Consider the following 23,692-nt stretch of genomic DNA (forward strand, 5'->3'; position numbering starts at 1 on the left):
CGGGCACCAGCGGCAGCGGCGCGGAGACGAGCCGGCTGTGCACCAGGGCGCGCCGGCGGGCCGCGAACGAGCGGCGCGGGTCGGCGCGGTCGTCCTCGCCGTCGCCGTCGCGGTCGACGGGGGCGCTGTCGAGCGCGGTCGACCGCAGCCCGAGGTACCCCGCCTGCGCGTGCCGGACGACGGCCGACGGGACCACGATTACGCGGTGCCCCGCGAGGCGGGCCCGGCGCGACAGGTCGAACCCGTCGCCGAACGGGCCGAGAAGAGGGTCGGTGCCCCCCAGGTCGTCCCAGACGTCGCGCCGGACGAGCGCGCCGGCGATGCCGACCCCGAGCACGTCCTCGCGGCCGTCGTGCTGGCCCTGGTCCAGCTCCCCCGCCTCGACGTCAGTCATGCGGCGGCCGGAGCGCGAGGTCCGCACGCCCACCTCGAGCAGGCGCTCGGGATCGGTCCAGGTCCGCTGCTTGACGCCCGCGACGCCGACCGACCGGGCGTGACCCACCGCGCGCACCAGCTCGGCCAGCGCGGTGGGAGCGGGCGCGCTGTCGTCGTGCAGCAGCCAGAGCCAGCTGGTGGCGAGCCCCTCGTCGGTCTGCAGCGCCCGGCGGACGGCGTGCCCGAACGTCCGGGCGCCGGGCGCGCGCACGAGGCGCAGCGCCGGGGTCGGCGAACCGCCGGCGGCGGCGAACGTGCTGGTCAGGAGAGTCTCGACGGAGTCGTCGGCGGCGTCGGAGACGTCCACCAGGAGGACCCGGAGGGGGCGGCGCGTCTGCGCGGCCAGGGCGGCGAGGGTCGGGGCGAGGTACGGGGTGCGGCCGCGGGTGACGACGACTGCGGACACCGGCGTCGTCACCGGTGTCGAGGAGGTCGCGGTGGGCAGATCCACCGGCAGGAGCGTGTCAGTCATGCTCGGCACATCATGCCGTCGCGCGGGACGAGGCCCGCGCGCGACACTCCCACCCGGCGAAGGCCGTCAGACGACACGCCGCTTGAGCTTGCGCCGCTCCCGCTCGGACAGGCCGCCCCAGATGCCGAAGCGCTCGTCGTTCTGCAGGGCGTACTCGAGGCACTCGGAGCGCACGTCGCAGCCCGTGCACACCTTCTTGGCCTCGCGCGTCGAGCCGCCCTTCTCGGGGAAGAACGCCTCGGGGTCGGTCTGGGCGCACAGCGCGCGCTCCTGCCACCCCATGGGGCCCTCGTCCTCGAGGGCGCCGAAGATCGGCAGCACGTTGGAGGCGTGCGTCTGTGCACTCCTCCGTGCGTCCGACGGGAAGATCTCGTCGTTGTCGAGCAGGTTCCACATGCGTGCCTCCGTGCGGTCCTCGTGCTGGCTCTACTGCTCGTTCAGGGGCTCGGCGTGCGACGCCGTCCTCGGCGCCGCGGGTGGTGCTCGCTCATGAATCTGTTCTAAGGAATTACACGCGTGTCGTTCGCGTTGGTCAAGCGGAGCCGTGGTAACTGTCCGGATTTGTCGGGTGAACTTGCCCCGGACGAGCGTCCCGGGCGTGTCCCGGTGCTCTCGGGTGGTGCCTGAGCCCCGACGGACCGCCGCCTACGCTGTGCGGATGCCCCCCACCACCGTCGCCGACCTGCTGGTCCTGCTGGCCCGCGAGCCGGGCCGACCGCGCCTCACCTGGTACGGCGACGGCGGCGAGCGCGTCGAGCTCTCGGGTGCCGTGCTCGGCAACTGGGTGAGCAAGACGACCAACCTGCTGGTCGAGGAGTTCGACGCCGGGCCCGGCACCCGGGTCGCGCTCGACCTCCCCGGGCACTGGCGCACGGTCGTGTGGGCGCTCGCCGTCTGGCGCGCGGGCGCGTGCGTCGCGGCGCCGGGCGCCGCGGGGGCCGACGTCGTGGTCACCGACTCCCCCGCCGACGCGTCGGGGGCCGACCAGGTGGTGGCCGTCGCCCTGCCCGCGCTCGCGCGCCGGTTCCCCGACGACCTGCCGCCCGGCGCGATCGACGCCGCGAGCGCCGTGATGACCTACGGCGACGCCATCGGGTGGACCCAGCCCGTCGACCCGGCCTCCCCCGCGCTCGAGGGCGGGGCGCCCCGGAGCCACGCGGACCTGCTGTCCGGACCGGCGCCCACCGCACAGCGCGTGCTGGCGGCCGCCCGGCCGCGCACGGAGACCGCCGCGTTCCTGCTCGACGTGCTCGCGGTGCTCGCCGGCGACGGGTCGGTGGTGCTGACCAGCCCGGAGACGACCGCCGCGCTCGCCTCGGACGCTCCGCGGCGGGACCGCCTCGTCGCGTCCGAGAGGATCACGGCCGAGGGCTGAGCAGATCGGGCGTATCGCGCGAACCGTGCACCCGGATCGGACATACCTCCGCACCTGGTCAGCGGCCTGATCCGGCGTCGGTACGATCCGTTGTCGCCCGAACGCCTCGGGGTCCGGAGCCCCCGTCGGGCAGTGCCCTGATCGGAACCGAACGTGCTCGACGTGCCAACCGCGGTCACCGCGCCCCCGGTGCTCCGACGACCCGTCGCAGGCGGCCCTCGCGCGCTCGCCGTGCGGGCGGCTGCGTGCGCGGTCGGCGTGGTCGTCGTGTGGTCCGTCCTCCTCCTGCGCTCGCACGGCGGCCTGAGCGGCGCCCCCGCGATCGCCGCGGCCGTCGTGCTCGCGCTCGTGGTCCCGACGTCGCGCCGGCTGCCGCGCAGGATCCTGCTCGCCACCGGACTGTGTGCCGCGATCGTTCCTCCGCTGTGGTGGTGGCCGTGGCCCTCCGCCGACCACGGCCGCGCCTCGGTCCTGCTCGCCGTGCTCGCGGGCGCCCTCGCCACGGGGGCCCTCTGGGCCGGGCCGCGGGCGATGCCGGGCCGCGTCCGCGCGGCCGTCCCGCAGTGGCGCCGGGTCGACCTGGTCGTCGCCGCGGCGGGGGCCGCCGGCGCCTGGATCGCCCTGCCATGGTTGCGCCTGCGGACGGGGGCGGACGCGCTCGCGTCCCTGCTACCCGCGTGGGACAGCTCCGCCCACGTCGACATGGCGTTGATGCTCCGTCGCCACGGCGCGACCATCGGAGCCCTCGGCGCAGCCCCCGGCGGGGAGCACTGGAAGTTCTCCGAGTACCCGCAGGGCTTCCACGCGGTGGTCGCGACCGGGATCGAGCTTCTCAACGGCACCGGGCGGGCCACCGTCCCGTCCGAGGTGCTCGCGTACGCGCACGTCCAGGGGCTCGCCATCGTCGGGCTCGCGGTGGTGCTCGCGGCGGCGGTGTGCGCGCTGCCGTCCGCCGTGCATCGACCCGCGACCACGCTGGTGATGGCGACGTTCGTCGTGTCCGCCTTCGTGCTCGGCCCGGGCGCCACCGCGTGGAGGGACGGCTTCCCGAACTTCGTCGTCGCGTGCGCCCTCGGTGCCTGCGTCGTGCTGCTCGCCACCTCCCTGCCACGACCACTGATGCCGTTGCACCTCCTGGCGCTGGCAGGGTTGGTCGTCGGCGTGGCGCAGACCTGGGTACCCCTGCTGTGCGTCGCAGCGCCGGCCGCCGCCGTCGTGGCCGTGCCGCCCCGCGCGCGGGCGTGGGCCGCGAGCCGGCGCGAGGTCGTGCTCAGCGTGATCGCGGCCGTGGTCGTCGTCGGCGGGCTCGTCCAGACGGCACGTGTCCTCACATCGCTCACACCGGGCCAGGTGCTCTCGACGGACGGTGCGATCACCGCGACGAACCGGCCGCTCCTCGGCCCTCTCGTGCTCGGCGCGCTCGTGCTCACCGTCCTCCTGCGCCACGGACAGCGCGGCCGAACCGCATGGCTCGCCGCCGTACCGCTCGTGGGCGTCGCGACCGCGGCCGTCGTCGCCGTCGTGCAGGTCCAGGAGACCGGCGCCCCGTCCTACTACTTCTGGAAGCTCGTCACCGGGATCGCCCTCGTGTGCACCGCGGTCGTCGCCGCCGCGGTCGTCGGATCGCCTCGGCACCTGACCGGCGGCGCCCTGCTCCGGACCCGCCGCGGGTGGTCGGGGGCCGCGGTCGCCGCGGCCGTGCTGTGCGCGACCCAGATGTTCGGCTTCACCGGGCTGGGCCGCGGCATCTACCCGACCGTCACGAACAGCGCCGGCACGGCCGAGCAGCTGCTGGCCGCCGCAGCAACCATGGACTCGCTCGGGGCGGCTCGCGGGAGCTTCCTCACCTCGGACACCATGAACCCGATCAACGCCCAGCAGTGGGTCCTCAGCCTGAGCGGTCGCTGGACGGCCGAGGCGAACGAGGCCGCGTGGCTGCTCGTCGACGACGCGGCGACCACCGACCGCCTCCCGACGGCCGCCGCCCGAGTCCTTCAGCAGCCGGGCACGGTCGTGGTCGCGGACCCGAACGACGCAGCGCGGCTGCGTGCCTCACCGGAGCTCGCCGGCTTCGGCGACCGCATCGTGGAGTCGACTCCGATCTCGTAGCTGAGTGAGCGGGTCACGCGATCCGTCAGACGCCAGCAGCTGTTCGGGCGTCCCGAGCCGCTACGGCGCGCGGGGACCTGGCGGGGTTGATCGCCCAGGCGCCCCGGCGACGCATCGGTCGCGTCGAGGGCCTCGTCCCGTGGACCTGCACCTGGCAGCATCAGGGCATGGTGGACAACGCAGACGACCCAGCCGCCCGCGCCCAGACGCCCGGAACCGCCGGCCCGGACTACGCAGACCGGCTGGTGCGCCGCAGCACGGCCTCGTGGAAGCGCCTCCTCCAGGTCCAGGCCCCGTACCAGGCACACGTCCGTCGGCTCGACCTCGGCCGGGCGATCGACGTCGGCTGCGGGCTCGGCCGTAACCTCGTGAGCCTCGCACCGGGTTCGGTGGGTGTGGATCACAACCCCCACTCGGTCGCGTACGCGCGCGAGCTCGGCCTCGACGCCTACACCGACGACGAGTTCTTCGCGCGGGAGGACCTCGCGGTGCCCGAGGCGTACGACGGGATGCTCGCCGCGCACCTCATCGAGCATCTCGACCCGGACGCGGCGCTCGCGATACTCGTCCCCTACGTGCGCCTGCTCCGGCCCGGCGGCCGGGTGGCGTTCATCACACCGCAGGAGCGAGGGTTCGCGTCGGACGCGACGCACGTCCGCTTCAGCGACACCGAGGTACTTGTCGACGTGGCGCACGACCTCGGCCTGGACGTCCGACGGTCATACTCGTTCCCGTTGCCGCGCTGGGCTGGTCCGGCGTTCACCTACAACGAGTTCGTCGTGCTCGCGCAGAAGCCATGGCAGGACCCGGTCCGAGCCTGACGACGCCTCGATCACACGGCGGCCATGGCGGCCAGGTCGGCGACCCGCAGGCCACGGACCCCGCGCGGTGCCCAGGGCGGGCGCGGGGATGGGGCACAATTGCTCCCCATGCGCGGAATCATCTTGGCCGGCGGGTCCGGCACCCGGCTGCACCCGATCACCCTCGGCGTCAGCAAGCAGCTGGTCCCGGTGTACGACAAGCCGATGATCTACTACCCGCTGTCCACGCTGATCCTCGCGGGGATCCGCGACGTCCTGGTCATCACGACGCCGCACGACGCCGAGCAGTTCCAGCGTCTCCTCGGTGACGGCTCGCGCTTCGGCATCTCGCTCAGCTACGCCGTGCAGGCCGAGCCCAACGGGCTCGCGCAGGCGTTCGTCCTCGGCGCCGACTTCGTCGGCACGAGCCCCGCGGCGCTCGTGCTCGGCGACAACATCTTCTACGGACCGGGTCTGGGCTCGAAGCTCTCCCGGTTCAGCACCATCGAGGGCGGCGCCGTGTTCGCGTACCGCGTCGCGGACCCGACCGCCTACGGCGTCGTCGAGTTCGACTCCGAGGGTCGGGCGCTCTCCCTCGAGGAGAAGCCGGCCCGTCCTCGCAGCAACTTCGCCGTGCCCGGCCTGTACTTCTACGACAACGACGTCGTGACCATCGCCCGCGAGCTCAAGCCGTCCGCCCGCGGCGAGTACGAGATCACCGACGTGAACCGGACCTATCTCGAGCAGGGTCGCCTCCAGGTCGAGGTCCTCCCCCGCGGGACCGCGTGGCTCGACACCGGCACGTTCGACTCGCTGCTCGAGGCCTCCGACTACGTGCGCACGATCGAGCACCGGCAGGGACTCAAGATCGGCACCCCCGAGGAAGTCGCCTGGCGACGGGGATTCCTCTCGGACGACGAGCTGCGGGAGCGGGCGGAGGGCTTGGTCAAGTCGGGGTACGGCACGTACCTGCTGGGCCTGCTCGAGACGGAACGATGAGTGCGGCCAGCCCGCTCGAGGTCATTCCGGGGCCTGAGCGCGGACGACGCACACCCACCGCGGCACTCGGGTGGGGCGCAGCGGAGCTTCACCCCCGCCGCAACGGGCTGAACCTGCTGCGCCTGATCCTCGCGCTCGTGGTCCTGGTCAACCACGGCTGGACCCTGTCGGGGCACGGCGAGGGCGTCCTGATCGACAAGACCAACTTCGGGCGGTGGGCCGTCTACGGCTTCTTCGCCATCAGCGGGTACCTGATCACCGGCAGCCGGCTGACCAAGCCGCTGAGCACCTACATCGTGCACCGCGCGGCGCGGATCTTCCCGGCGTTTCTCGTCTGTCTGGTGGTCACCGCGTTCATCTTCGCGCCGATCGGGTACTGGCACGTGACGGGCGGCCTGGACGGATTCCTCACCACACCGACGACGCCCCTCAACTACGTGATCGGCAACGCGGGCCTGCGGGTCGCGTCCTACGACGTGGCGGGGACGCCCGCCGGGGTGCCGTACCCGGGTGCCTGGAACGGCTCGTTGTGGAGCCTGTACTACGAGTTCCTCTGCTACCTGATCATTGCGGGGCTGTGCTGCATCACAGCATTCCGGCGCAACGCCGTCTGGCTCACCCTCACCTTCGTGGCTGTGGCGCTGCTCAACTACGCGATGCCAACAGCCGCACCGTTCACGCAGAGCAACGTCGACGTCGCGTTCCTCGGCAACCTGCTGCCGTTCTTCCTCGGCGGTGGACTCGTCTACATGCTTCGGCGCCGGATTCCGTTGACGTGGCCCCTCGCGCTCCTCAGCGTGCTGGTCTCAGCCCTGATCGTGTGGCGGACCGACGGTGGCGGCGCGCAGTTCGCGGCGCCGCTGCTCGCCTACGCGATCGTCTGGCTCGGCGCCGTGCTGCCGTGCCCCGACCTGATCCGGCGGCACGACGTCTCGTACGGCGTCTACATCTACGCATTCCCCGTGCAGCAGCTGCTGGCAACGTTCGCCCTGTTTCGATGGGGCATCGCGGCCTACGTCGCCCTCACCATCGCCATCACGGGCGTGCTCGCCGTCACCAGCTGGCTCGTCATCGAGCGGCCGGTGATGCGCCGCGCACGCGCCATCACGACGATCCGAGTCCCCGACGCGCTGCTTGACGCCGCGGCACCGGGCTCGGTCTCCCCCGCCTCGTCGGCCGCAGTCGCTGATGTCCTTCCTACCGAGCAGCGGACGCCACAGACCATCTGAGGTTCGGCAGAGAGTCGGCGACACGATCGCGCAGGACCGCACCCGGTGCGAGCGGCGGCGACCCGCCGGGATCATCGTCGGGCCTTTGCGCGCCTACGCCACGCCAGAGTGCGTGCGGCGTACGGTGAATCGGCCATCCCGCGTCTTCGCCCCTCCGGAGGTTTGCTGTGCGCTCGTCTCTGCGTCGACACCGAGTCCTCGCGACGATCGGTGTCACGCTCGCGCTCAGCGCTTCGACCGCGTGCACGGGCCCTGCCACCCCAGGTGGCCAGCCGTCGGACGGCCCGACCGGCGCCACGACCGCGACTGCGACCCTCCCCGCCACCACGGGCACTGACGCGCCGGAGACGTCGCCCTCGGCGAGCGTCGGGCCGACCGACCCGAGCGAGACGCCCGCCCCCGTTCCCTCCGCCTCGGCTACGCAGGCGACCGGAAACGTCGTCGGCGTCGTCGTGACGTCGTCGGGCTGGTCGACGGCCACCGACGCCGCCGAGGTGACGGGATACGTGGCGGTCCTCGAGCAGGGCGGTACGTGCACCGCGCGGCTGAGTCGGGGTGACGTGGTGGTCGAGGTGGCGCAGGAGGCGCTCCCGGACGCCACCACGACGTCCTGCGGGACGATCAGCGTCCCGCACTCCCGGCTCACGAGCGGGCGCTGGGATGCCGAGATCAGGTATGGCAGTCCCGTGAGCGCGGGATCGAGCGAGCGTGTGGAGATCACAGTCCCGTGAACCGTCGGACAACCGTGTCGATACGAGGCGCCTCGAGCGTGCTCGTCCTGGCCGTCGTGCTCACGCTCCTCGCGTGGATCGCCCCGCAGACCTCGCGAGCGGCCGACCTGAGCAAGTTCGACCCGGGTCTGATCATCAGCGACGCGCTCTTCTACGACTCCGGGACCATGTCGGCCGACGCCGTGCAGGCCTTCCTCGACCTCAAGGGCAAGAACTGCGCGAACGGTCCCGACGGGACGCCGTGCTTGCGCAGCTATCGGGAGTCGACCACCACGCGCGCCGCGGACGCCAAGTGCGCCGGCAGCTACGTCGGCGCCGCGAACGAGACGGCCGCGCAGATCATCACGAAGGTGGGGCGGGCGTGCGGCATCAACCCGCAGGTCATCCTCGCCACGCTCCAGAAGGAGCAGGGCCTGGTCACCGCCTCGGGCTCCGGGCTCGTCCCGTCCCGCTATCGCAGCGCGATGGGGTACGGCTGCCCGGACACCGCCGCATGCGACAGCCTCTACTACGGCTTCTTCAACCAGGTGTACTCCGCAGCTGCCCAGTTCCGGAACTACGCGAACAACCCGACCCGCTACTCCCACCGCGCCGGGCAGCTCAACGCCGTGCGGTACCACCCGGACCCCACCTGCGGCTCGGGGAACGTGTTCATCCAGAACCAGGCCACCGCGAGCCTGTACAACTACACGCCGTACCAGCCGAACCCGGCCGCCCTGGCCGCCGGCTACGGCACCGGCGACCGTTGCTCGTCGTACGGCAACCGGAACTTCTGGAACTACTTCACGGACTGGTTCGGTCCGACGGTCGATCGCCTGCCCACCGGCTTCGTCGACACCGTCTCGACCACGCCCGAGAGCATCACCGTGACCGGCTGGGCGCTCGACCTCGACACGTCGGCCCCGATCCCCGTGCACGTCTACGTCGGTTCGGCGTCGCAGTCCTTCGTCGCCAACCTGTCCCGTCCCGACCTCGACGCCACGTTCCACCGGGGGAGCCAGCACGGCTTCAGCGCCACTGTCCCCGCGACCCCAGGCACATGGCAGGTCTGCGTCTACGCCATCAACGACTGGGTCGGCGGCTCGAACGCACTCATCAGCTGCCGGTCCGTCGTCGTGACGAACAAGGCACCGACGGGGTTCGTCGACTCGGTGACTGCGACGGCCGACGGCACCATCACTGCCTCCGGCTGGGCGCTGGACCCCGACACGAACGACTCGATCACGGTCCACATGTACGTCGACTCGACCTCGAAGGCGTTCGTCGCCAACGCGATCCGCACCGACATCGGCGCCGCCTTCGGCAAGGGAGACGCCCACGGGTTCACCGCCGCGATGCCCGCGTCCCCAGGCCCGCACGGAGTGTGCCTCTGGGCGATCAACACGACCCCGGGTGACAACACGCACATGGGCTGCCGGACTGTCATCGTTCCCGGGGCATCGCCCAACGTGGTGCCGACGGGCTTCCTCGACTCGGTCACCGCCAACAGCGACGGCACCGTCACCGCCTCCGGGTGGACGCTCGACCCTGACACGACCGCGCCCATCAAGGTGCGCATGAGCGTGGACTCCACGACCACGACGTTCGTCGCCGACGCGTCTCGTCCGGACGTCGGGGCGGCCTTCGGCAAGGGCGCGAACCACGGATTCACCACGACGATGCCGGCGGCTGCGGGAAGTCGTGTCGTCTGTCTGCAGGCTCTCGATGCCACCACTGCGGACGTGCTCCAGCTGGGCTGCCGCACGGTGACGGTCGCCGCTGCGGTCCCGAATACCCTCCCGACGGGCTTCATCGACTCCGTCGTGCCCAATGCGGATGGCACAGTCACCGCGTCCGGCTGGACCCTCGACCCCGACACCATGGCTCCGTTGACGGTCGAGATGTCGGTCGACGGACTCACCCAGACGTTCGTCGCGGACGGGCGTCGGCCCGACGTCGGAGCAATCTTCGGTCGGGGCGACAACCACGGCTACACGCTCACGATGAACGCCGCGGCAGGCTCGCGCGCGGTGTGCCTACGGGCCCGCGACGCCAACGTCCCCGCGTACCTCGACCTGGGCTGCCGCACGGTGACGGTCGTCGTCCCGGCCGCGAACCGCGCGCCCACCGGATTCCTCGACTCCGTGGTCGTGAACGCCGACCGGACCATCACCGCCGCGGGCTGGGCGCTCGACCCCGACACGAACGCACCCATCCCGGTGCACATGTACGTCGACTCGGCGTCGAAGGCCTTCGTGGCGGACGGTTCGCGTCCCGACGTGGGCGCGATCTTCGGCAAGGGCGACAACCACGGCTACACGACGACGATGCCTGCCACGGCCGGTGCACACGGCGTGTGCGTGTGGGCGATCAACCCCACCCCCGGCGACAACACGCTCCTCGGCTGCCGGACCGTGACGGTGCCCTGACCGGGGTTGCCGGTCAGACGGCGCGGCGCACCAGGTGCCAGTAGCCACGCAGCAGCCACTCGAGGGGAGCGGCCGCGCTCGGCAGCGGCGTCTGCGCGGGCTCGAACCGGTCCGTGACCAGGCTTGTGAGGTCTCGGTCGGGGACGGTCCGCGAGGCCTGGACCTCGGCTCGACGGTGGCGGACCCACGTCCGGTGCTGCACCAGCCAGCGCCAGCCGCGCACCTTCGAGCCGCCCCATCCCTGCACGACCGCCACCAGGGCGATCGCGGCCTCGAACGCCAAGAGGGCCGGCGCGATCAGAAGCAGCGTGCGCGCCTCGAACGTCGTCAGCAACAGAATGAGCCTGTTGCGTTCCAGCAGGTACATCTTGAGCGGGGACCGGCCGAACTCGTAGTAGTGGGCCGTGACGGCTTCAGAGACGACGACGACGCGGCGGCCGTGCTGCCAGGTGCGCCAGCCCAGCTCGAGGTCCTCGAGGTAGGCGAAGTACTCGTCCGGGAAGCCGCCGAGCTCCTGCCACCAGTCCGTCGGGACCGCGAGGCAGGCCCCCGAGGCGGACGCGACCTCACGCGTGCCGACGAACGACGCCGCCGGCTCCCCCATCGAGCCTGCCCACGACAGTCCGAGGACGTGCAGCGGGTTCCCGGCCGAGTTGACGGTCGCGGGGCGATCCGCGAGGACGATGAGCGAACCCGCGATCCCGATGCCGGCATCGTCGCGGAGCGTCGAGACGAGGAGTGCGATCGTGTCGGGTCGCACCACCGCGTCGCTGTTCAGGAGCGTGATCGTCGGCGTGCGGGCGTGAGTCGCGGCGAGGTTCACGCCACCGGTGAACCCGAGGTTCTTCGCAGGGCGGAGCACCGTGATCTGCGGGAGGTCCGGAAGGTCGCGCACGGCGTCGCTCGTGCAGCCGTTGTCGACGACGACCAGGTCCAGACGTACCCCCGACGAGGCGAGTACCGCATCCACGACATCGGCCAGGTACGGCTCGTCGCCGTAGGCGAGAACGATCACGGTGGTGTCAGCGGGCGGCCGATCCTCCAGGCTCACGACGACTCCTTCCAACGGGCGAGGACAGCACGCAGGCGGACCGCGTGCGCGACCGCGGCGACGAAGGCTCCGGTGCACAGGGCCCAGGCGACCTGTTCGGCGAGCGGCCGGTCGAGCAGCAGCCCGAGGCCGATCCCGAGAACACCGAGCCCCCACCCCCACGCCGCAGCCCAGTCGTCGCCGTGCGCGAGGAGGGCGATGGAGAAGACCTGGGCGAGCATGAAGAGGCCGCCGGAGACGGCGACGAGGAAGACGATCCAGCGGGAGACGGCGAAGTCGGGTCCGTACAGCACCGACTGGACGAAGGGGCCGAACGCCAGGATCCCGAGCGCACCCAGCGAGCCGAGAGCCGCGGTGGCGACGAGCGCGGTCCGCGTGGTCCGGCCGAACCCGCCGACGTCGTCGGTGGCCACGCGAGCGGCGAGCAGAGGCAGGAACACCGCCTGCACCGCGGCGAACGCGAAGAGTGGGATGCGGGCGACAGTCACGGCCAGCACGAACTTCCCGCTCATCGCCTGCTCCGACGGCGCGGCGAGCGCGGCGATGAGCATCGGACCGGCGTTGGCGAGCACCTGGCTCAGCACAGACACTGCCACGAGCGCGCCGAACGGGGCGCTCGATGGCGAGGACTCGGCGTCGGTACCCGTGCGGTCCCGGCGACCTGACCATCCGATCAGGACGATCGCTGACGCGAGCACCGGTGCCGCGACAAGGACCCAGCCGTAGCCCGTCGCCGCCGCGCCACCCGCCGCGAGCGCGATGGAGCCGACCGTCCGGATCACGCCGTCGAGCGCGAGCTGGGCGCCGTACCTGCCGAATGCGCCATACCCCGCGAGCAGCCCACGCGTCGCGTAGGCGACAGCCTGCGCACCCAGACCGGCACCGAGCACCCAGACCATGCCCGGCGCACCGGCGAAGAAGGTCCGCCCGATCACGCCGCCGGCGAGCACGAGCACGAGCACGATCACGACGATCGCGCCGAGCGCGTACCTGAGGGGCCTCCACCCGACGACGCCTCGCCCGCCGAGAGCGCGCGTCGCCGACAGCCGCCGCGCCAGGTCCTGCTCGAGGGGCATGAAGAGGCCGATGCCGAACGCGTTGACGACGGTCCACATCACCGAGACCGGTGCCGAGGCCGCCGGGCCCAGGTCGCGCGCCGCAAAGGCCAGGAAGGCGAAGTTGGCCAGTCCGAAGACGACCAGGCCGAGCGCGACCGGGACCACCGGTGACCGGGCGCGCGAGCGCATCAGCTGGCGCGCGTCGCCCATCCCGCTCCGTCCGTCTGGGTGTGAGGTCCACGGCGTACGAGGGCACGCCGTCCGCAGGCCCGAAGGAGCCCGGAAGAGTCGATCGTACCGTCGGCCCGAGCGTGCCCGACCCGACGGCCCCGTCGTCGGCTCGCGCGTGCCGACCCGACGGCCAGGTCCGGACCAGGGCCTCGGTACAGTTGTCGCATGCCGCCCCGCCAGTCGCTCTTGATCATCGTGCCCGCGTGGAACGAACAAGCCACCGTCGGCGCCGTGATCGACGAGATCTCCCGGACGCTGCCTGAGGCGGACGTCCTCGTCGTCAACGACGGCTCCACAGACCGCACGACCGACGTCGCGCGAGCCGCGGGCGCGCGAGTGCTCCAGCTTCCTGTGAACCTCGGCGTCGGGGGTGCGATGCGAGCCGGGTACAAGTACGCGTTCCGGGAGGGCTATCAGCGGACCGTGCAGCTCGACGCCGACGGGCAGCACGATCCCGCGGAGGTCCGCACGTTGATGGCGACGATGGACGAGCTCGCCGCCAACGTGGTGATCGGGGCACGGTTCGCCGGCGTCGGTAGCTACCAGGTACGGGGCCCGCGCCGCTGGTCGATGAAGGTCTTGTCAACGGTGCTCTCCAGGGTGTGCGGTGCGAGGCTCACCGACACGACGTCCGGATTCAAGGCGTGCGACCGCGAGGCGATTCGCCTGTTCTCGACGAACTACCCAGCGGAGTACCTCGGTGACACGGTCGAGTCCCTGGTCGTCGGCGCGCGCGCGGGACTACGGATCCGCCAGGTCGGTGTCGAGATGCGCGAGCGGGCGGGCGGGCAGCCGTCGCACAGCCCCGTCCGCGCGGCAGTGTTCCTGGTCCGAGCGATCCTGGCGCTCTTCATCGCCTTGTCCCGGCCGAGCGAGCCGGTCGTCTCCGAGGGGGCGGTCGCGTGAGCGGGTACCTGTTCGCCATCGTCCTGTCCGTCGTGCTCGTCGGCCTGATCTTCGTCCTTCTTCGTACTCGGAAGGTGCGCGAGAAGTACGTCGGCATCTGGCTGGTGCTCGCCTTGGCGATCGTGGTCGTGGCCGTGTTCCCGGGCCTCGCGTTCTGGCTCGCCGACCTGGTCGGCGTCGAGACCCCGGTGAACCTGCTGTTCGCCGTCGGGTTCGCTGTCCTTCTCGCGGTGTGCATCCAGCTCAGCTCCGAGGTCTCGGCTCTCGAGGAGGAGACCCGGACGATCGCCGAGGAGCTCGCGCTGCTCCGCCTCGACGTCGAGCGTGCGAGCAGCCAGCCCCCGGCATCGTCCGAGCCGTCACGGACCGCCGAGCCGCCCGCGTCGGTCGAGCCGTAGCACCGACCCGCCCGGTGCAGGTGGGGTGGGTTGTGGGTCGAACGTGCGGTGGTTGTGCGTGCGTTCGTGGTCGGGGCGCCGCGCCGTCCGGGGTCGTGCCCGGACTCTCCTAGACTGGCGCCGCCCTCGGGCGACGAACACCGCAACCCTCAGGAGACCTCCGCATGACCGCGCCCGCCGGCAGCCGCCCTGACACCTCGCGCCTGCGCGCGCTCGCCGTCCCGTCGGTCGCCGTGGCGGTCCTGCTCGTCTTCCTCGCCGTCATCATCGCGCTCGTCACCCGTCAGGGGGGCACGCTCGTCGGCAGCACCACCACGAACGTGCGCAGCACCGAGGTCCTGCCCCAGCTCGGCCCCGGTGACGAGGTCGTGCAGTCGTTCACGGCGCCCGACCCGCGCCTGTCCGCCGTCCAGGCCACGTTCGGCACCTACCAGGGCAGCGCGCAGTGCGACCTGCGGGTCAGCCTGCGCGAGAAGGACGAGCTCGTCGCGCAACGGGACTGGTCGTGCGCGGACCTGCCCGACTCGAGCCCCGTCGACGTCCTGACGTTCGAGCCGCGCTCCGACCGCGCCGCGACGTACGAGCTCACCGTCGAGCGAGTCGACGACGACCCCACCGGCGGCGTGGTCTTGTGGGCCGGCGCCCCGACGGGGGACGACGCGACCGCGACGGTCAACGGCGAGCAGACGGACCTCAGCGCGGTTGTCCGCCCGCTCTACGACCCCGAGCCGCGGTGGTGGGACCACCTTGACGAGATCACCCACCGGATGGCGGCCTACGGCCCGTCCTGGGGCGGCGCGGCGGCGTTCGCCACCCTCGTGGTCAGCATCGGCGTCCTGCTCGCCACGGCCACGTTCGCCGTTCGGCGCCCGAAGGTGTTCCTCGTCATCGTCGCCGTGCTCGCTCTCGTCCGAGGGCTGGTGTGGGCGGCTGCGGTCCCCGCGTTCGGCGGCATGGATGAGCCCTCTCACTTCTCGAACGTCCAGTACCTCGCCGAGGAGCACGCGCTTCCCGGCCAGGCGGACAACCCCGGGGTCTACAGCCCGCAGCTGGAGGTGGCCCAGGGAGGCTCGCACGTCAGCTCGACCGCCCCGGGTGACCGGCCCTCGTACACGGGCGAGGGTGAGGACGAGCTGCTCGCGGACGCGGCGGCGGCGACCCCGCTCGGTGGCGGGGGCGGCCCCGCCGCGGCATATCCGCCGCCGTACTACCTCCCGGCGGCGGCCTTCTACGAGGTCGGCGGGCACTCGATCTTCCAGAAGGTCGAGGCCGCGCGGCTGTGGACCGTGCTGCTCGGGGTCGCGGGCGCTGTCATCCTCGTGCTGCTCGCCAGGCGACTCTTCCCCGGGCGCACCGGCGCGCAGGCCGCGTTCGCCGTCGCGGGTGTCCTGCAGCCGATGGCCGCCCACCAGTTCGCAATCGTGAACAACGACGCCTGGGTGATCGTGTGCGGGTTCGCGGCGCTGCTGCTCGGGCTCGAGCTGGCCGGACGGGCGCGCGCCGCATGGCTCACGCTCCTTGCGGGGGTCATCATCGGCTTCGCGCTGCTCGGCAAGCCGTTCGGGATCGCGGTCGCCGCTCCCCTGGCCGTCGGCTGGCTCCTCGGGAAGGTCCGGTACCGCGAGCGGTCGTGGTCCGTCCTGCTGCGGGAGGCCGGCCTCGTCGTGCTCGGCGTGCTCGCGACCTACGGGTTGTGGCGCGTGATCGCGTTCCTCGTCGACATCCCCGCTCAGCGTGTGCCCGACGGTTCCGGCGCGCGCTCCCGCCGGGCGTTCCTCGACGCGCAGATCGGTCCGGGCGGCGAGACCGCCAAGCGCATGTGGGCCGACCAGCTGTGGGGCAACTTCGGCTGGGTCCGCATCCCGTTCCCGGAGCCGATCCCCACCCTGATCTGGTACGGGCTGCTCGCACTCCTGGTCGCCGTCGCGGCATGGGTCGTGCTCGTGGTCGTCGACGCGTTCCGTCGGCGCAGCGCGCTGCTCGCCCCGGCGGAGGTCGCGTCGCTCGTTGCGGACGAGCCCGGGGCGAGCGAGCCCTCGGGCGAGCCCGGCTCCGGCCCGCGGCAGGACGACCTGCCGCTCGACGTCCGGATCCTCGTCATGGTGTCGATGGTCGCCTCGATCGTGGTGGTGCTCTACGCAGCAGCGTGGGTGTACTACTTCTCGACCGGGGCGAACGACCTTCTGCAGGGCCGCTACGCGCTGCTGGCGGTGCCGGCCATCCTCGCGCTGCCGGGGCTCCTCCTCGAGCGTTTCAGCCGCGGTCGGATCTCACCGCTGGTCGTCAACGTCGTCCTGGCCTTCGCGATGGGCGGCCTGCTGCTCCTCGGCCTCAAGCGCACTCTCGAGTACTTCTACGGCTGACGTCGCGCGCGGGGCGCCTATCCGGCCAGCACCTGCGGCGCCGCGAGCTGCCACCGCTCGAGCCAGTCGCCGATGGGCTCCACCCCGGCGCCGACGAATGCGTCGTGGCCCAGCACGGAGTAGGCGGGCCGCGGGGCGGGCCGGACGAACGCCTCGCTCGTCGTGGGCCGGACGATCGCCGGGTCCAGGCCCGCGGCCGCGACGGCGGCCTGCGCGAAGCCGTGCCAGGTCGTGCTTCCGGACGACGTCCCGTGGTAGGTGCCCGACGGGGCCTGCGCCTGCACGAGCCGCAGGATCAGGTCCGCGAGATCGACCGTCCAGGTGGGCTGGCCCAGCTGGTCGGCGACGACGTCGAGGCCACCGCGCTCGGCGGCCAGCCGCGCGATCGTCCTGGGGAAGCAGGCGCCGTGGGCGCCGTACAGCCAAGCGGTCCGGACGAGCAGGTGGTCGGGGTGCTCTGCTCGCACCGCCCACTCCCCCGCGCCCTTGGTCCGGCCGTAGGCGGACCGGGGGGCCAGGGGTGCGTCCTCGGCGTAGGGCGCCTTCGCGGACCCGTCGAAGACGTAGTCGGTGGAGACGTGCACGACGCGCGCTCCGACGCGGCGCGCGGCCCGCGCGACATTGGCCGCGCCCGTCCCGTTGACGGCGAACGCAGCTGGCTCGTCCGTCTCCGCCGCATCCACCGCGGTGTACGCCGCACAGTTCACGACGACGTCGGCTCCCGCGAACGCCCGCTCGGCGTCCGCCACGTCACCGATGTCCACCGTCCCGCGACCGAGGCTGGTGACGTCGGCCCCGGCATCCCGCAGGGCAGCGACCAGGTCCTGCCCCAGCATCCCGCCCGCTCCGACAACACTCCAGCGCATTCCCCACACACCTCTCGTCGACTGCTTCCCGCAGCCTAGTGGCCGTGCCGGGGCGCGCCCGCGACGCCAGAGACCGGCCGCACGACGTACTACCCTGACCCACGACCCCAGGAGGAGGACCAGACATGCAGGTGCGCGAACTGACCGTCCCCGGTGCGCTCGAGATCACCCCGAAGCAGTTCCCGGACGACCGGGGCGTGTTCCTCGAGTGGTTCTCCGGGGAGGCCTTCGTCGAGGCCACCGGGCACCAGCTCGCGCTCGCGCAGGCGAACTGCTCGGTCTCGTCCGCCGGTGTGCTCCGCGGCGTCCACTTCGCCGACGTCCCCCCGGGCCAGGGCAAGTACGTCACGTGTGCGCGCGGTGCCGTCCTGGACGTCGTCGTCGACATCCGAGTCGGCTCCCCGACGTTCGGCCGGTGGGACGCGGTCCTGCTCGACGACGTCGACCGGCGCGCCATCTACATCCCCGAGGGGCTCGGCCACGCCTTCATGGCCCTGGAGGACCAGTCGACGGTCCTCTACCTGTGCAGCGCCCCCTACGCGCCCGGGCGCGAGCACGGCATCCACCCGCTCGACCCGGCAGTCGGCATCGACTGGCCCACAGAGTCGCGCGACGGGCGTCCGCTGACGCCTCTGCTCTCGCCCAAGGACGACGCCGCGCCGACGCTCGCGGACGCTCAGACGGCCGGGCTTCTTCCCTCGTTGGACGACGTCGAGGCGTTCACGGCGAGCCTGCGCGCTCGGTGACACCCGATCGCACCGGCCCCACCGTGGTGGCGGTCGTCGTCACCTATCACCCGGTGGTCGAGGCGACCCGGCACCTGCTCGACGCCGTCCGCCCGCAGGTCGCCCACATCGTGGTGGTCGACAACGGGAGCCCGGTGCCCACCCTCGAGGCGCTGCGCGCGGTCGCGGACGCGACGGCGAGCTCGTTGGTCGAACTGGGCGCCAACCTGGGCATCGCCGCTGCCCAGAACGTCGGCGTCGACCACGCCGAGCTCCTGGGCGCCACGCACGTGCTGCTCCTGGACCAGGACTCGGTCCCCGCACCCGACATGGTCGAGCGCCTGCTGACCGCGATCCTGGACGGCTCGCCGGACGCGTCCGGTCGCCGCGTGGCCGCCGTCGGGGCCGTCGCGAAGGACGACCGCGACGGCGAGCCGGCGTTCGTCTACCGGGCCACCCGCTGGGGCCCGCGCCGGACCGAGCTGCCTACCGAGCCCGGGACGCTCGTGGAGGCGGGGTTCCTCATCGCGTCTGGCTGCCTCGTCGACCTGGCCGCGCTCCGCGCGGTCGGTCCGATGGCCGAGAGCTACTTCATCGACCACGTCGACCTCGAGTGGGGTGTCCGCGCGCGGAACGCGGGGTACACGCTGTACGCCGTCGTCGGCGCGGAGCTGCAGCACGAGCTCGGTGACACGCCGCAGTACGTGCCGGGCCGCGAGCGGTCCGTCCACGTCCAGTCGATCCCTCGCAACTACTACATGGTGCGCAACACCGTCGCGCTCGTCCGCTCGTCCGCGCTCCCGGCCGGGTGGCGCGTCGGTTACGTGTGGTGGATCACGAAGTACATCGTGTTCTACACGATCGCCGTCGCACCACGCCGACGTCGCGTGCCCCTCATGCTCCGCGGCTTGGCCGACGGGATCCGGGGCCGCACGGGGAAGATGCCGGAGCATTCCCGCTAGAGCGTGAAGTGCCCGACGACCGTCACGACCGACACCGCGAACAGCACGGCGACCAGCGCGGCCACGCCCCAGAGCGTCGCCGTGGGTGACCACCGGCCGCGGCTGAAGCGCTGGACCAGCAGGCCGGGCAGCGCGACCAGCGCGGGGATGATGGCGAGCGCGTAGCGGCCCTGCAGCAGCTCGGTGCCGCCGGACGCGTGGAAGTACGCGTACTCGATCCCGTACAGCACCGCGATCGTCCCGACCGTGCTCGCGACGCACACCGCGACCAGCCGGTCGACCTGGGCGACGACGTCGGACTGACGCCCGCGGTCGATGACGAGCAGCACCAACCACGCGACGATCGCGAGGACGAGGACCCCCTCGAACACGCCGATCACCGTGAGCCAGCCGTCGGGCAGCGGTGTGTTCACCCACCCGAACGAGCCCCACAGCTGTGTGACCCACAGCCGGCGCACCTCGACCAGCTGCGGGTCGTACTGCGTGGCCAGGTACGTCACGAGGTCGCGCCCTCCGGCGGCGGGAACCTGAGGAAACGTCGTCGATGACGAGATCCCCGAGACCGCCGCGATCGCGAGCCAGACGCCGTAGGTCGCAGCGACGCCGGCCACGGCGAGCACGGGCTCTCCGAGCAGCACCCTCCAGCCGCGAGCCCGTTCCCTCACGACACCGAGGATCCACCCGACCGCGACAGGCAGGACTCCGACGATCGCGTACGGCTTGGCCAGAAGCCCGACGCCAACGGCAACTCCAGCCAGCGCCATGAGACCGGCATGACGGGGCGATCGCGTGAGCCTGGCGCCCAGCCACAACGCGGCGAACCCGGACACGAGCGCGAGCGCATCGTTGTTCACGATGGCGAACTGGTGCGCGAGCATGGGCTGGAGCGCGACCGAGGTGACGATCGCTGCGCGGGCCGCCGGGCTGGCGACCGCCTCTCGCGAGAACAGCCACGCCATGGCGATCGCCGCGAGCCCGAGCAGCACCGACCACAGCCGTACCGCATGGATCTGCGCGACGGTGTCGTCGTCGGCCGCGAGGTAGAACAGCGCGGCCGGCCCGTAGTAGGCGGGCGGGTACCCCGCCGCGGTCGTCGCACCGTCCGAGTCGGCGCTCAGTCTGCGGTCCTCCTCGAGCAGCGACCTGCGAGCCTCCTCGGTGTAGTCGGGCCGGTCGGTGGGCGCGAGCGCAGAGACGCCCATGCGGGCGGACGTGAGGACCAGCGAGTCACTGAACGGCCGGGCTGTCCGATCGGCCTGTCCCCGGTCCGGGATCGCGTGCTCCTCGCCGACGTACTGGACGTACGCGAAGTGCGCGCCCTCGTCCATTCCCTGCAGCGGGGGGATCAGCAACGACCAGAGCAAGCCCTTGACCAGCACCAGCCCGAGCACGGCGAACAACGCCCACCGCGGCCGGAGCACCAGGAGCGTCAGACAGGCGATGCCGAGCACAACGAGCGCCGTCGTGCCGGCGGGTGCACCCCACCAGGGCGCGTAGACCGCGACCCGCTCCAGCACGGTGCCCACCAGGTCCCACCGGTGCGGAGCCGGGTCGTAGCGGGTGACGACGGCGGCGCCGTTCGTGGCGGTCCACACGGTGGGGCCGGTGGTGCTGCCCTCCTGGAGCGCCATCCGGAGCCGGTAGTCGGCTCCCGCCGAGTCCTGCAGGGGTGGCAGCGTCACGACCGTGCTCGGCTGGTTGTCGCGGAGGTCGGCGCACGGCACCACGCTCGTCACCAGCTCCCGCGAGCCGTCGTACAGCGTGCCCTCGAGGGTGCAGCTGATGGTCCCGACGAAGGTCGCGAACACGACCTGCACGGCGGCCAGGCCATCCTCGGTGGCGTGCACGTCGACCCATACCGGCGAGTCCGGGCCGACGTTCTCACCGGGTGCCACGATGACGAGGCGCTCCTGGGCGGCGCCGGTGATCGGCCCGCTGGGCTGGGCGAACCAGGCGAGGACGACCGCGACGAGCGCGACGACCACGAGTACGGCCGGCCAGGTCCGTGCCAGGCGTCGCGACGGCATGCGGACGACCGGCTCGCGCCGATCGACCGCCTGCGGGACCCCGCTCACCCGCGCCAGAGGCGACGACGCGCCCGGTCGGCGACGGCCTTGATGCCACCGGAGCGATAGACGCGCCTGACCGCAGTCCCGCGCATCCGCCACGGCCCCGGTGCCGCGGCCGACCGCGGCGGGTACTCCTCGACCCAGGCGTCGGCCGCACTGAACGGCTCGGTGGTCGCGACCGGCACCCACGAGCTGTGCCGGCGGACTCCCCCTCGCACATCGCGAGCCGCGGTCCGAAGGATCTCGCGGTAGCGGTGTCCCTGATGGGCCGGTGACCAGCGCAGCAGGGCTGCGCGGCGTGCGCGGGTGCCGACGAGGGTGCGGTGGTGCTCGTCAGTGAGGAGTCGCTCGAGGGCGTCCACCCACTCCTCGTGCCCGTCGGCAAGGTGCCCTGTGACGCCGTCGTCGATGGCCTCGCGGAACGGCTGCGTGGGCGCGGCGACGGTCGGCGTCGCGACGAGCGCGGCCTCGAGCCACTTGATCGCCGACTTCGCCTCGTTGAACACGCTCCCCAGCACGAGCGGGGCCAGATTCACGTCAACATCGCGCAGCCGGTTCGGCAGCTCGGTCCACGGGAGCATCGGCAGCCGACGCACGCGGGACGCCACCGCCTCCAGGGCCGGTCCGGTGCCGAGGTGCCCACCGAGCCAGAGCTCGACGTCCGGGTGCCTCTGCATCACCTCGACGACGGCCGGCTCGACGAGCGCCCAGTCGGCGTCGTGGGTGGTCGTGCCCGAAAAGTAGCCGATCCGCAGCGGACCGGGCCTGCGCGGCCGAGCGAGCGCGCGCGCGCTCGTCTGCGCGAGGGCGGAGCCGACCCCGTTGGCGAACCGGAAGACGGGCAGCCCGGTGAGCTCGCCGACCTCGGCGCACAGCTCCTCCGTGCTGCCGACGTAGGCGTCGCACGCCTCGAGCGTGGTGCGGTAGCGGGCGACGCCGCTCCACCAGAGGTCGAGCTCAGCGTCGCTCATCCCCTCGAGCCCGTGCACCGAACCGCGCAGCCCGGGGTCCACGATCAGGTCGTCGACGTCGAAGAGCACGGGGACCCGACGCTCGCGGACGCGCACCTGACCGATCAGGTCGAGCACCTCGTGTGTGGCGGGGACGCGGTAGATGACGACAGCGTCCGCGACCGCGGCCAGCGCCACCAGCTCGGGGTCGCGGTAGTGGCGCACGTCGGTGCGGATGCCCAGCTCCTCGAGGGACTCGGCGGGGAGCTGCGCGCGGTACCGCAGCGGTGCGCCCTGGATCCCGACGACGAACAGCACCCGCCGGAGCAGCGGGTCCGGGTCCTCCGGGACGGCGTCGACGCCCCCGAGCAGCTCGGCGTAGGTGTCCTCCAGGCCCACTACCTGGTCGTCCAGCTCGCGGACCTCGACGTCGACCGCCCGCTCCTGCATGGCGCGCACAGTGTCCCGGTTGCCGGTGAGCTGGCGCAGCGCGAGGGCGAGGGCGTCGGGGTCGGCGGCGGGCACGACCAGGCCGTTGACGCCGTCGTGGACCACCTCCTCGGGGCCGAGCGTGTCCGTGCACACGACCGCCAGCCCCGCGCCCAGCGCCTCCCGGGTGAGGATCGAGTGCGACTCGCGCATCACGGACGGCAGGACGAGCACGTCGTGCTCCGCGAGCACCTCGTCCAGCTGGTCCGGCGCGTACGACGGTCGGGCCCGCACATGGTCGCCGAGGCCGTGCCGGCTCACCGACCCCACCCCGAACAGATCGATCGACCAGCCGCCCGCGGGAACGTCCGCCAGGGCGTCCAGCAGGACGGGAAGCCCCTTCATCGGGTCGCTGCCACCGGCGAACAGGAACCGCAGCTCGTCGGACGCGCTGCGCGCCACGTCCGACGCCGAGCGCGTCGGGAGCCCGTTCTCGTCGACCCGCACGTGGTGCTCATCGACACCGTTCGCGATCATCACGTCGGCCGCGCTGCGCGACGGGGACAGGATCAGGTCCGCGTCCTGCAGATGCGCCGCCAGGGCACGGTTCCGCTCGAGCAGCCACGCGTGGTCGACCGCGCAGGGGCAGCCGCCGCACGAGACGACGAGCGAGCACGGGGTCAGGTCAGGAGCGACCAGGAACTGGCGTGCGCACGTCCACCAGAAGTCGTGCATCGTCACGACGACCGCGGCACCCGACCGCTTGGCCACCGAGACCAGGCCGGCACCGAGCGTCTGGAGCGAGTGCAGGTGGACGACGTCGACGGGGTTCTCGTCCAGGTAGCGCGCGAAGTCGTCCTCGGCGCCGGGGTTGAGGCTGTTCAGCGGGTCCGACCACGCCGTGAACGGGGTGATGGATATCCAGCGGACCGGCAGGCCGGTCTCGTCGGTCTCGTCCCAGGTCGACAGAGCCTTGCGGTCGCCGCCGAGGTGACCGGCGTACACCCGGACGTCGTGACCCCGCGCGGAGAGCCCCCGGGCGAGCCGCTGCGGCACCAGCGTGCCACCGCTCGTCAGGTTCGGGGGGTAGTGAGCGGAGACGACCAGGATGCGCACCTGGCCCATC

At 72.3% G+C, this 23,692-nt stretch carries 18 protein-coding genes; 11 read left to right on the forward strand and 7 right to left on the reverse strand.

Annotation, left to right across the window (positions count from 1 at the left end; all coding sequences use genetic code 11):
* Together AB5970_RS16920 and AB5970_RS16925 are read right to left on the reverse strand one after the other, a co-directional pair.
* On the reverse strand, window positions 1–907 hold a 907-nt coding region (locus AB5970_RS16920; protein ID WP_370505116.1), incomplete at its 3' end, for a glycosyltransferase family 2 protein.
* A 66-nt stretch (window positions 908–973) separates the two neighbouring features.
* Window positions 974–1,303, reverse strand: coding sequence for a WhiB family transcriptional regulator (locus tag AB5970_RS16925; protein WP_056091941.1), 330 nt, complete (start codon window positions 1,301–1,303; stop codon window positions 974–976).
* Between the two features lie 262 nt (window positions 1,304–1,565).
* On the opposite strand from AB5970_RS16925, the gene AB5970_RS16930 reads away from it, so the two are divergent.
* The 6 genes from AB5970_RS16930 (at window position 1,566) to AB5970_RS16955 (ending at window position 10,558) form a co-directional block, all read left to right on the forward strand.
* Window positions 1,566–2,282 carry a TIGR03089 family protein gene (locus tag AB5970_RS16930; protein ID WP_370505117.1) on the forward strand — a complete coding sequence of 239 codons (717 nt, stop codon included), beginning with the start codon at window positions 1,566–1,568 and terminating at the stop codon, window positions 2,280–2,282.
* Window positions 2,283–2,444: 162 nt separating this feature from the next.
* Window positions 2,445–4,391, forward strand: coding sequence for a hypothetical protein (locus tag AB5970_RS16935; RefSeq protein WP_370505118.1), 1,947 nt, complete (start codon window positions 2,445–2,447; stop codon window positions 4,389–4,391).
* Window positions 4,392–4,558: 167 nt separating this feature from the next.
* Window positions 4,559–5,212 carry a class I SAM-dependent methyltransferase gene (locus AB5970_RS16940; protein WP_370505119.1) on the forward strand — a complete coding sequence of 218 codons (654 nt, stop codon included), beginning with the start codon at window positions 4,559–4,561 and terminating at the stop codon, window positions 5,210–5,212.
* A 108-nt stretch (window positions 5,213–5,320) separates the two neighbouring features.
* Complete coding sequence (gene rfbA, locus AB5970_RS16945; protein WP_370505120.1) at window positions 5,321–6,190, forward strand: glucose-1-phosphate thymidylyltransferase RfbA; 870 nt, start codon at window positions 5,321–5,323, stop codon at window positions 6,188–6,190.
* Window positions 6,187–7,419, forward strand: coding sequence for an acyltransferase family protein (locus AB5970_RS16950; protein WP_370505121.1), 1,233 nt, complete (start codon window positions 6,187–6,189; stop codon window positions 7,417–7,419). Before rfbA ends, AB5970_RS16950 begins: the two co-directional genes overlap by 4 nt.
* A gap of 745 nt (window positions 7,420–8,164) precedes the next feature.
* Window positions 8,165–10,558 (forward strand): hypothetical protein, encoded by a 2,394-nt coding sequence (locus AB5970_RS16955; protein WP_370505122.1) that lies wholly within the window; start codon window positions 8,165–8,167, stop codon window positions 10,556–10,558.
* A gap of 13 nt (window positions 10,559–10,571) precedes the next feature.
* Here AB5970_RS16955 and AB5970_RS16960 read toward each other — a convergent pair whose 3' ends face one another.
* Both AB5970_RS16960 and AB5970_RS16965 read right to left on the reverse strand, forming a co-directional pair.
* On the reverse strand, window positions 10,572–11,609 hold the full coding sequence (locus AB5970_RS16960) for a glycosyltransferase family 2 protein (protein ID WP_370505123.1): 1,038 nt from the start codon (window positions 11,607–11,609) through the stop codon (window positions 10,572–10,574).
* Window positions 11,606–12,877 carry a lipopolysaccharide biosynthesis protein gene (locus AB5970_RS16965; RefSeq protein WP_370505124.1) on the reverse strand — a complete coding sequence of 424 codons (1,272 nt, stop codon included), beginning with the start codon at window positions 12,875–12,877 and terminating at the stop codon, window positions 11,606–11,608. The genes AB5970_RS16960 and AB5970_RS16965 overlap by 4 nt, the downstream gene beginning before the upstream one ends.
* Window positions 12,878–13,063: 186 nt before the next feature.
* Here AB5970_RS16965 and AB5970_RS16970 point away from each other — a divergent pair, with 186 nt between their 5' ends.
* The 3 genes from AB5970_RS16970 (at window position 13,064) to AB5970_RS16980 (ending at window position 16,565) form a co-directional block, all read left to right on the forward strand.
* Window positions 13,064–13,804: a glycosyltransferase family 2 protein gene (locus tag AB5970_RS16970; protein ID WP_370505125.1), complete on the forward strand. Its 741-nt coding sequence runs from the start codon at window positions 13,064–13,066 to the stop codon at window positions 13,802–13,804.
* Window positions 13,801–14,202: a DUF2304 domain-containing protein gene (locus AB5970_RS16975; protein WP_370505126.1), complete on the forward strand. Its 402-nt coding sequence runs from the start codon at window positions 13,801–13,803 to the stop codon at window positions 14,200–14,202. The genes AB5970_RS16970 and AB5970_RS16975 overlap by 4 nt, the downstream gene beginning before the upstream one ends.
* A gap of 164 nt (window positions 14,203–14,366) precedes the next feature.
* Window positions 14,367–16,565 carry an ArnT family glycosyltransferase gene (locus AB5970_RS16980; RefSeq protein ID WP_370505127.1) on the forward strand — a complete coding sequence of 733 codons (2,199 nt, stop codon included), beginning with the start codon at window positions 14,367–14,369 and terminating at the stop codon, window positions 16,563–16,565.
* A 17-nt stretch (window positions 16,566–16,582) separates the two neighbouring features.
* On the opposite strand, the gene rfbD is transcribed toward AB5970_RS16980, so the two are convergent.
* Window positions 16,583–17,431 (reverse strand): dTDP-4-dehydrorhamnose reductase, encoded by an 849-nt coding sequence (rfbD, locus tag AB5970_RS16985; RefSeq protein WP_370505128.1) that lies wholly within the window; start codon window positions 17,429–17,431, stop codon window positions 16,583–16,585.
* 125 nt (window positions 17,432–17,556) lie between these two features.
* On the opposite strand from rfbD, the gene rfbC reads away from it, so the two are divergent.
* Entirely contained in the window at window positions 17,557–18,177 is a 621-nt protein-coding gene (rfbC, locus tag AB5970_RS16990) for a dTDP-4-dehydrorhamnose 3,5-epimerase (RefSeq protein ID WP_370505129.1), read from the forward strand.
* Window positions 18,174–19,118: a glycosyltransferase family 2 protein gene (locus tag AB5970_RS16995; protein WP_370505130.1), complete on the forward strand. Its 945-nt coding sequence runs from the start codon at window positions 18,174–18,176 to the stop codon at window positions 19,116–19,118. Before rfbC ends, AB5970_RS16995 begins: the two co-directional genes overlap by 4 nt.
* On the opposite strand, the gene AB5970_RS17000 is transcribed toward AB5970_RS16995, so the two are convergent.
* Together AB5970_RS17000 and AB5970_RS17005 are read right to left on the reverse strand one after the other, a co-directional pair.
* Window positions 19,115–21,145, reverse strand: coding sequence for a DUF2142 domain-containing protein (locus AB5970_RS17000; protein WP_370505131.1), 2,031 nt, complete (start codon window positions 21,143–21,145; stop codon window positions 19,115–19,117). The two genes, AB5970_RS16995 and AB5970_RS17000, sit on opposite strands and share 4 nt — an antisense overlap.
* Window positions 21,146–21,189: 44 nt before the next feature.
* Entirely contained in the window at window positions 21,190–23,682 is a 2,493-nt protein-coding gene (locus tag AB5970_RS17005) for a glycosyltransferase (protein WP_370505132.1), read from the reverse strand.
* Between the last annotated feature and the right edge of the window lie 10 nt (window positions 23,683–23,692).

Origin of the sequence: Cellulomonas sp. ICMP 17802, from assembly GCF_041295535.1 — a bacterium.
In the GTDB taxonomy this organism is placed as follows: domain Bacteria; phylum Actinomycetota; class Actinomycetes; order Actinomycetales; family Cellulomonadaceae; genus Cellulomonas.

What these genes read in the sequence shown, in the direction of transcription:
- AB5970_RS16950 (WP_370505121.1), top strand. Translation starts at nt 6,187, where the DNA reads ATGAGTGCGGCCAGCCCGCTCGAGGTCATTCCGGGGCCTGAGCGCGGA.
- AB5970_RS16925 (WP_056091941.1), bottom strand. Translation starts at nt 1,303, where the DNA reads ATGTGGAACCTGCTCGACAACGACGAGATCTTCCCGTCGGACGCACGG.
- AB5970_RS16970 (WP_370505125.1), top strand. Translation starts at nt 13,064, where the DNA reads ATGCCGCCCCGCCAGTCGCTCTTGATCATCGTGCCCGCGTGGAACGAA.
- rfbC (WP_370505129.1), top strand. Translation starts at nt 17,557, where the DNA reads ATGCAGGTGCGCGAACTGACCGTCCCCGGTGCGCTCGAGATCACCCCG.
- AB5970_RS16965 (WP_370505124.1), bottom strand. Translation starts at nt 12,877, where the DNA reads ATGGGCGACGCGCGCCAGCTGATGCGCTCGCGCGCCCGGTCACCGGTG.
- AB5970_RS17000 (WP_370505131.1), bottom strand. Translation starts at nt 21,145, where the DNA reads ATGCCGTCGCGACGCCTGGCACGGACCTGGCCGGCCGTACTCGTGGTC.
- rfbA (WP_370505120.1), top strand. Translation starts at nt 5,321, where the DNA reads ATGCGCGGAATCATCTTGGCCGGCGGGTCCGGCACCCGGCTGCACCCG.
- AB5970_RS16940 (WP_370505119.1), top strand. Translation starts at nt 4,559, where the DNA reads ATGGTGGACAACGCAGACGACCCAGCCGCCCGCGCCCAGACGCCCGGA.
- AB5970_RS16930 (WP_370505117.1), top strand. Translation starts at nt 1,566, where the DNA reads ATGCCCCCCACCACCGTCGCCGACCTGCTGGTCCTGCTGGCCCGCGAG.
- rfbD (WP_370505128.1), bottom strand. Translation starts at nt 17,431, where the DNA reads ATGCGCTGGAGTGTTGTCGGAGCGGGCGGGATGCTGGGGCAGGACCTG.
- AB5970_RS16980 (WP_370505127.1), top strand. Translation starts at nt 14,367, where the DNA reads ATGACCGCGCCCGCCGGCAGCCGCCCTGACACCTCGCGCCTGCGCGCG.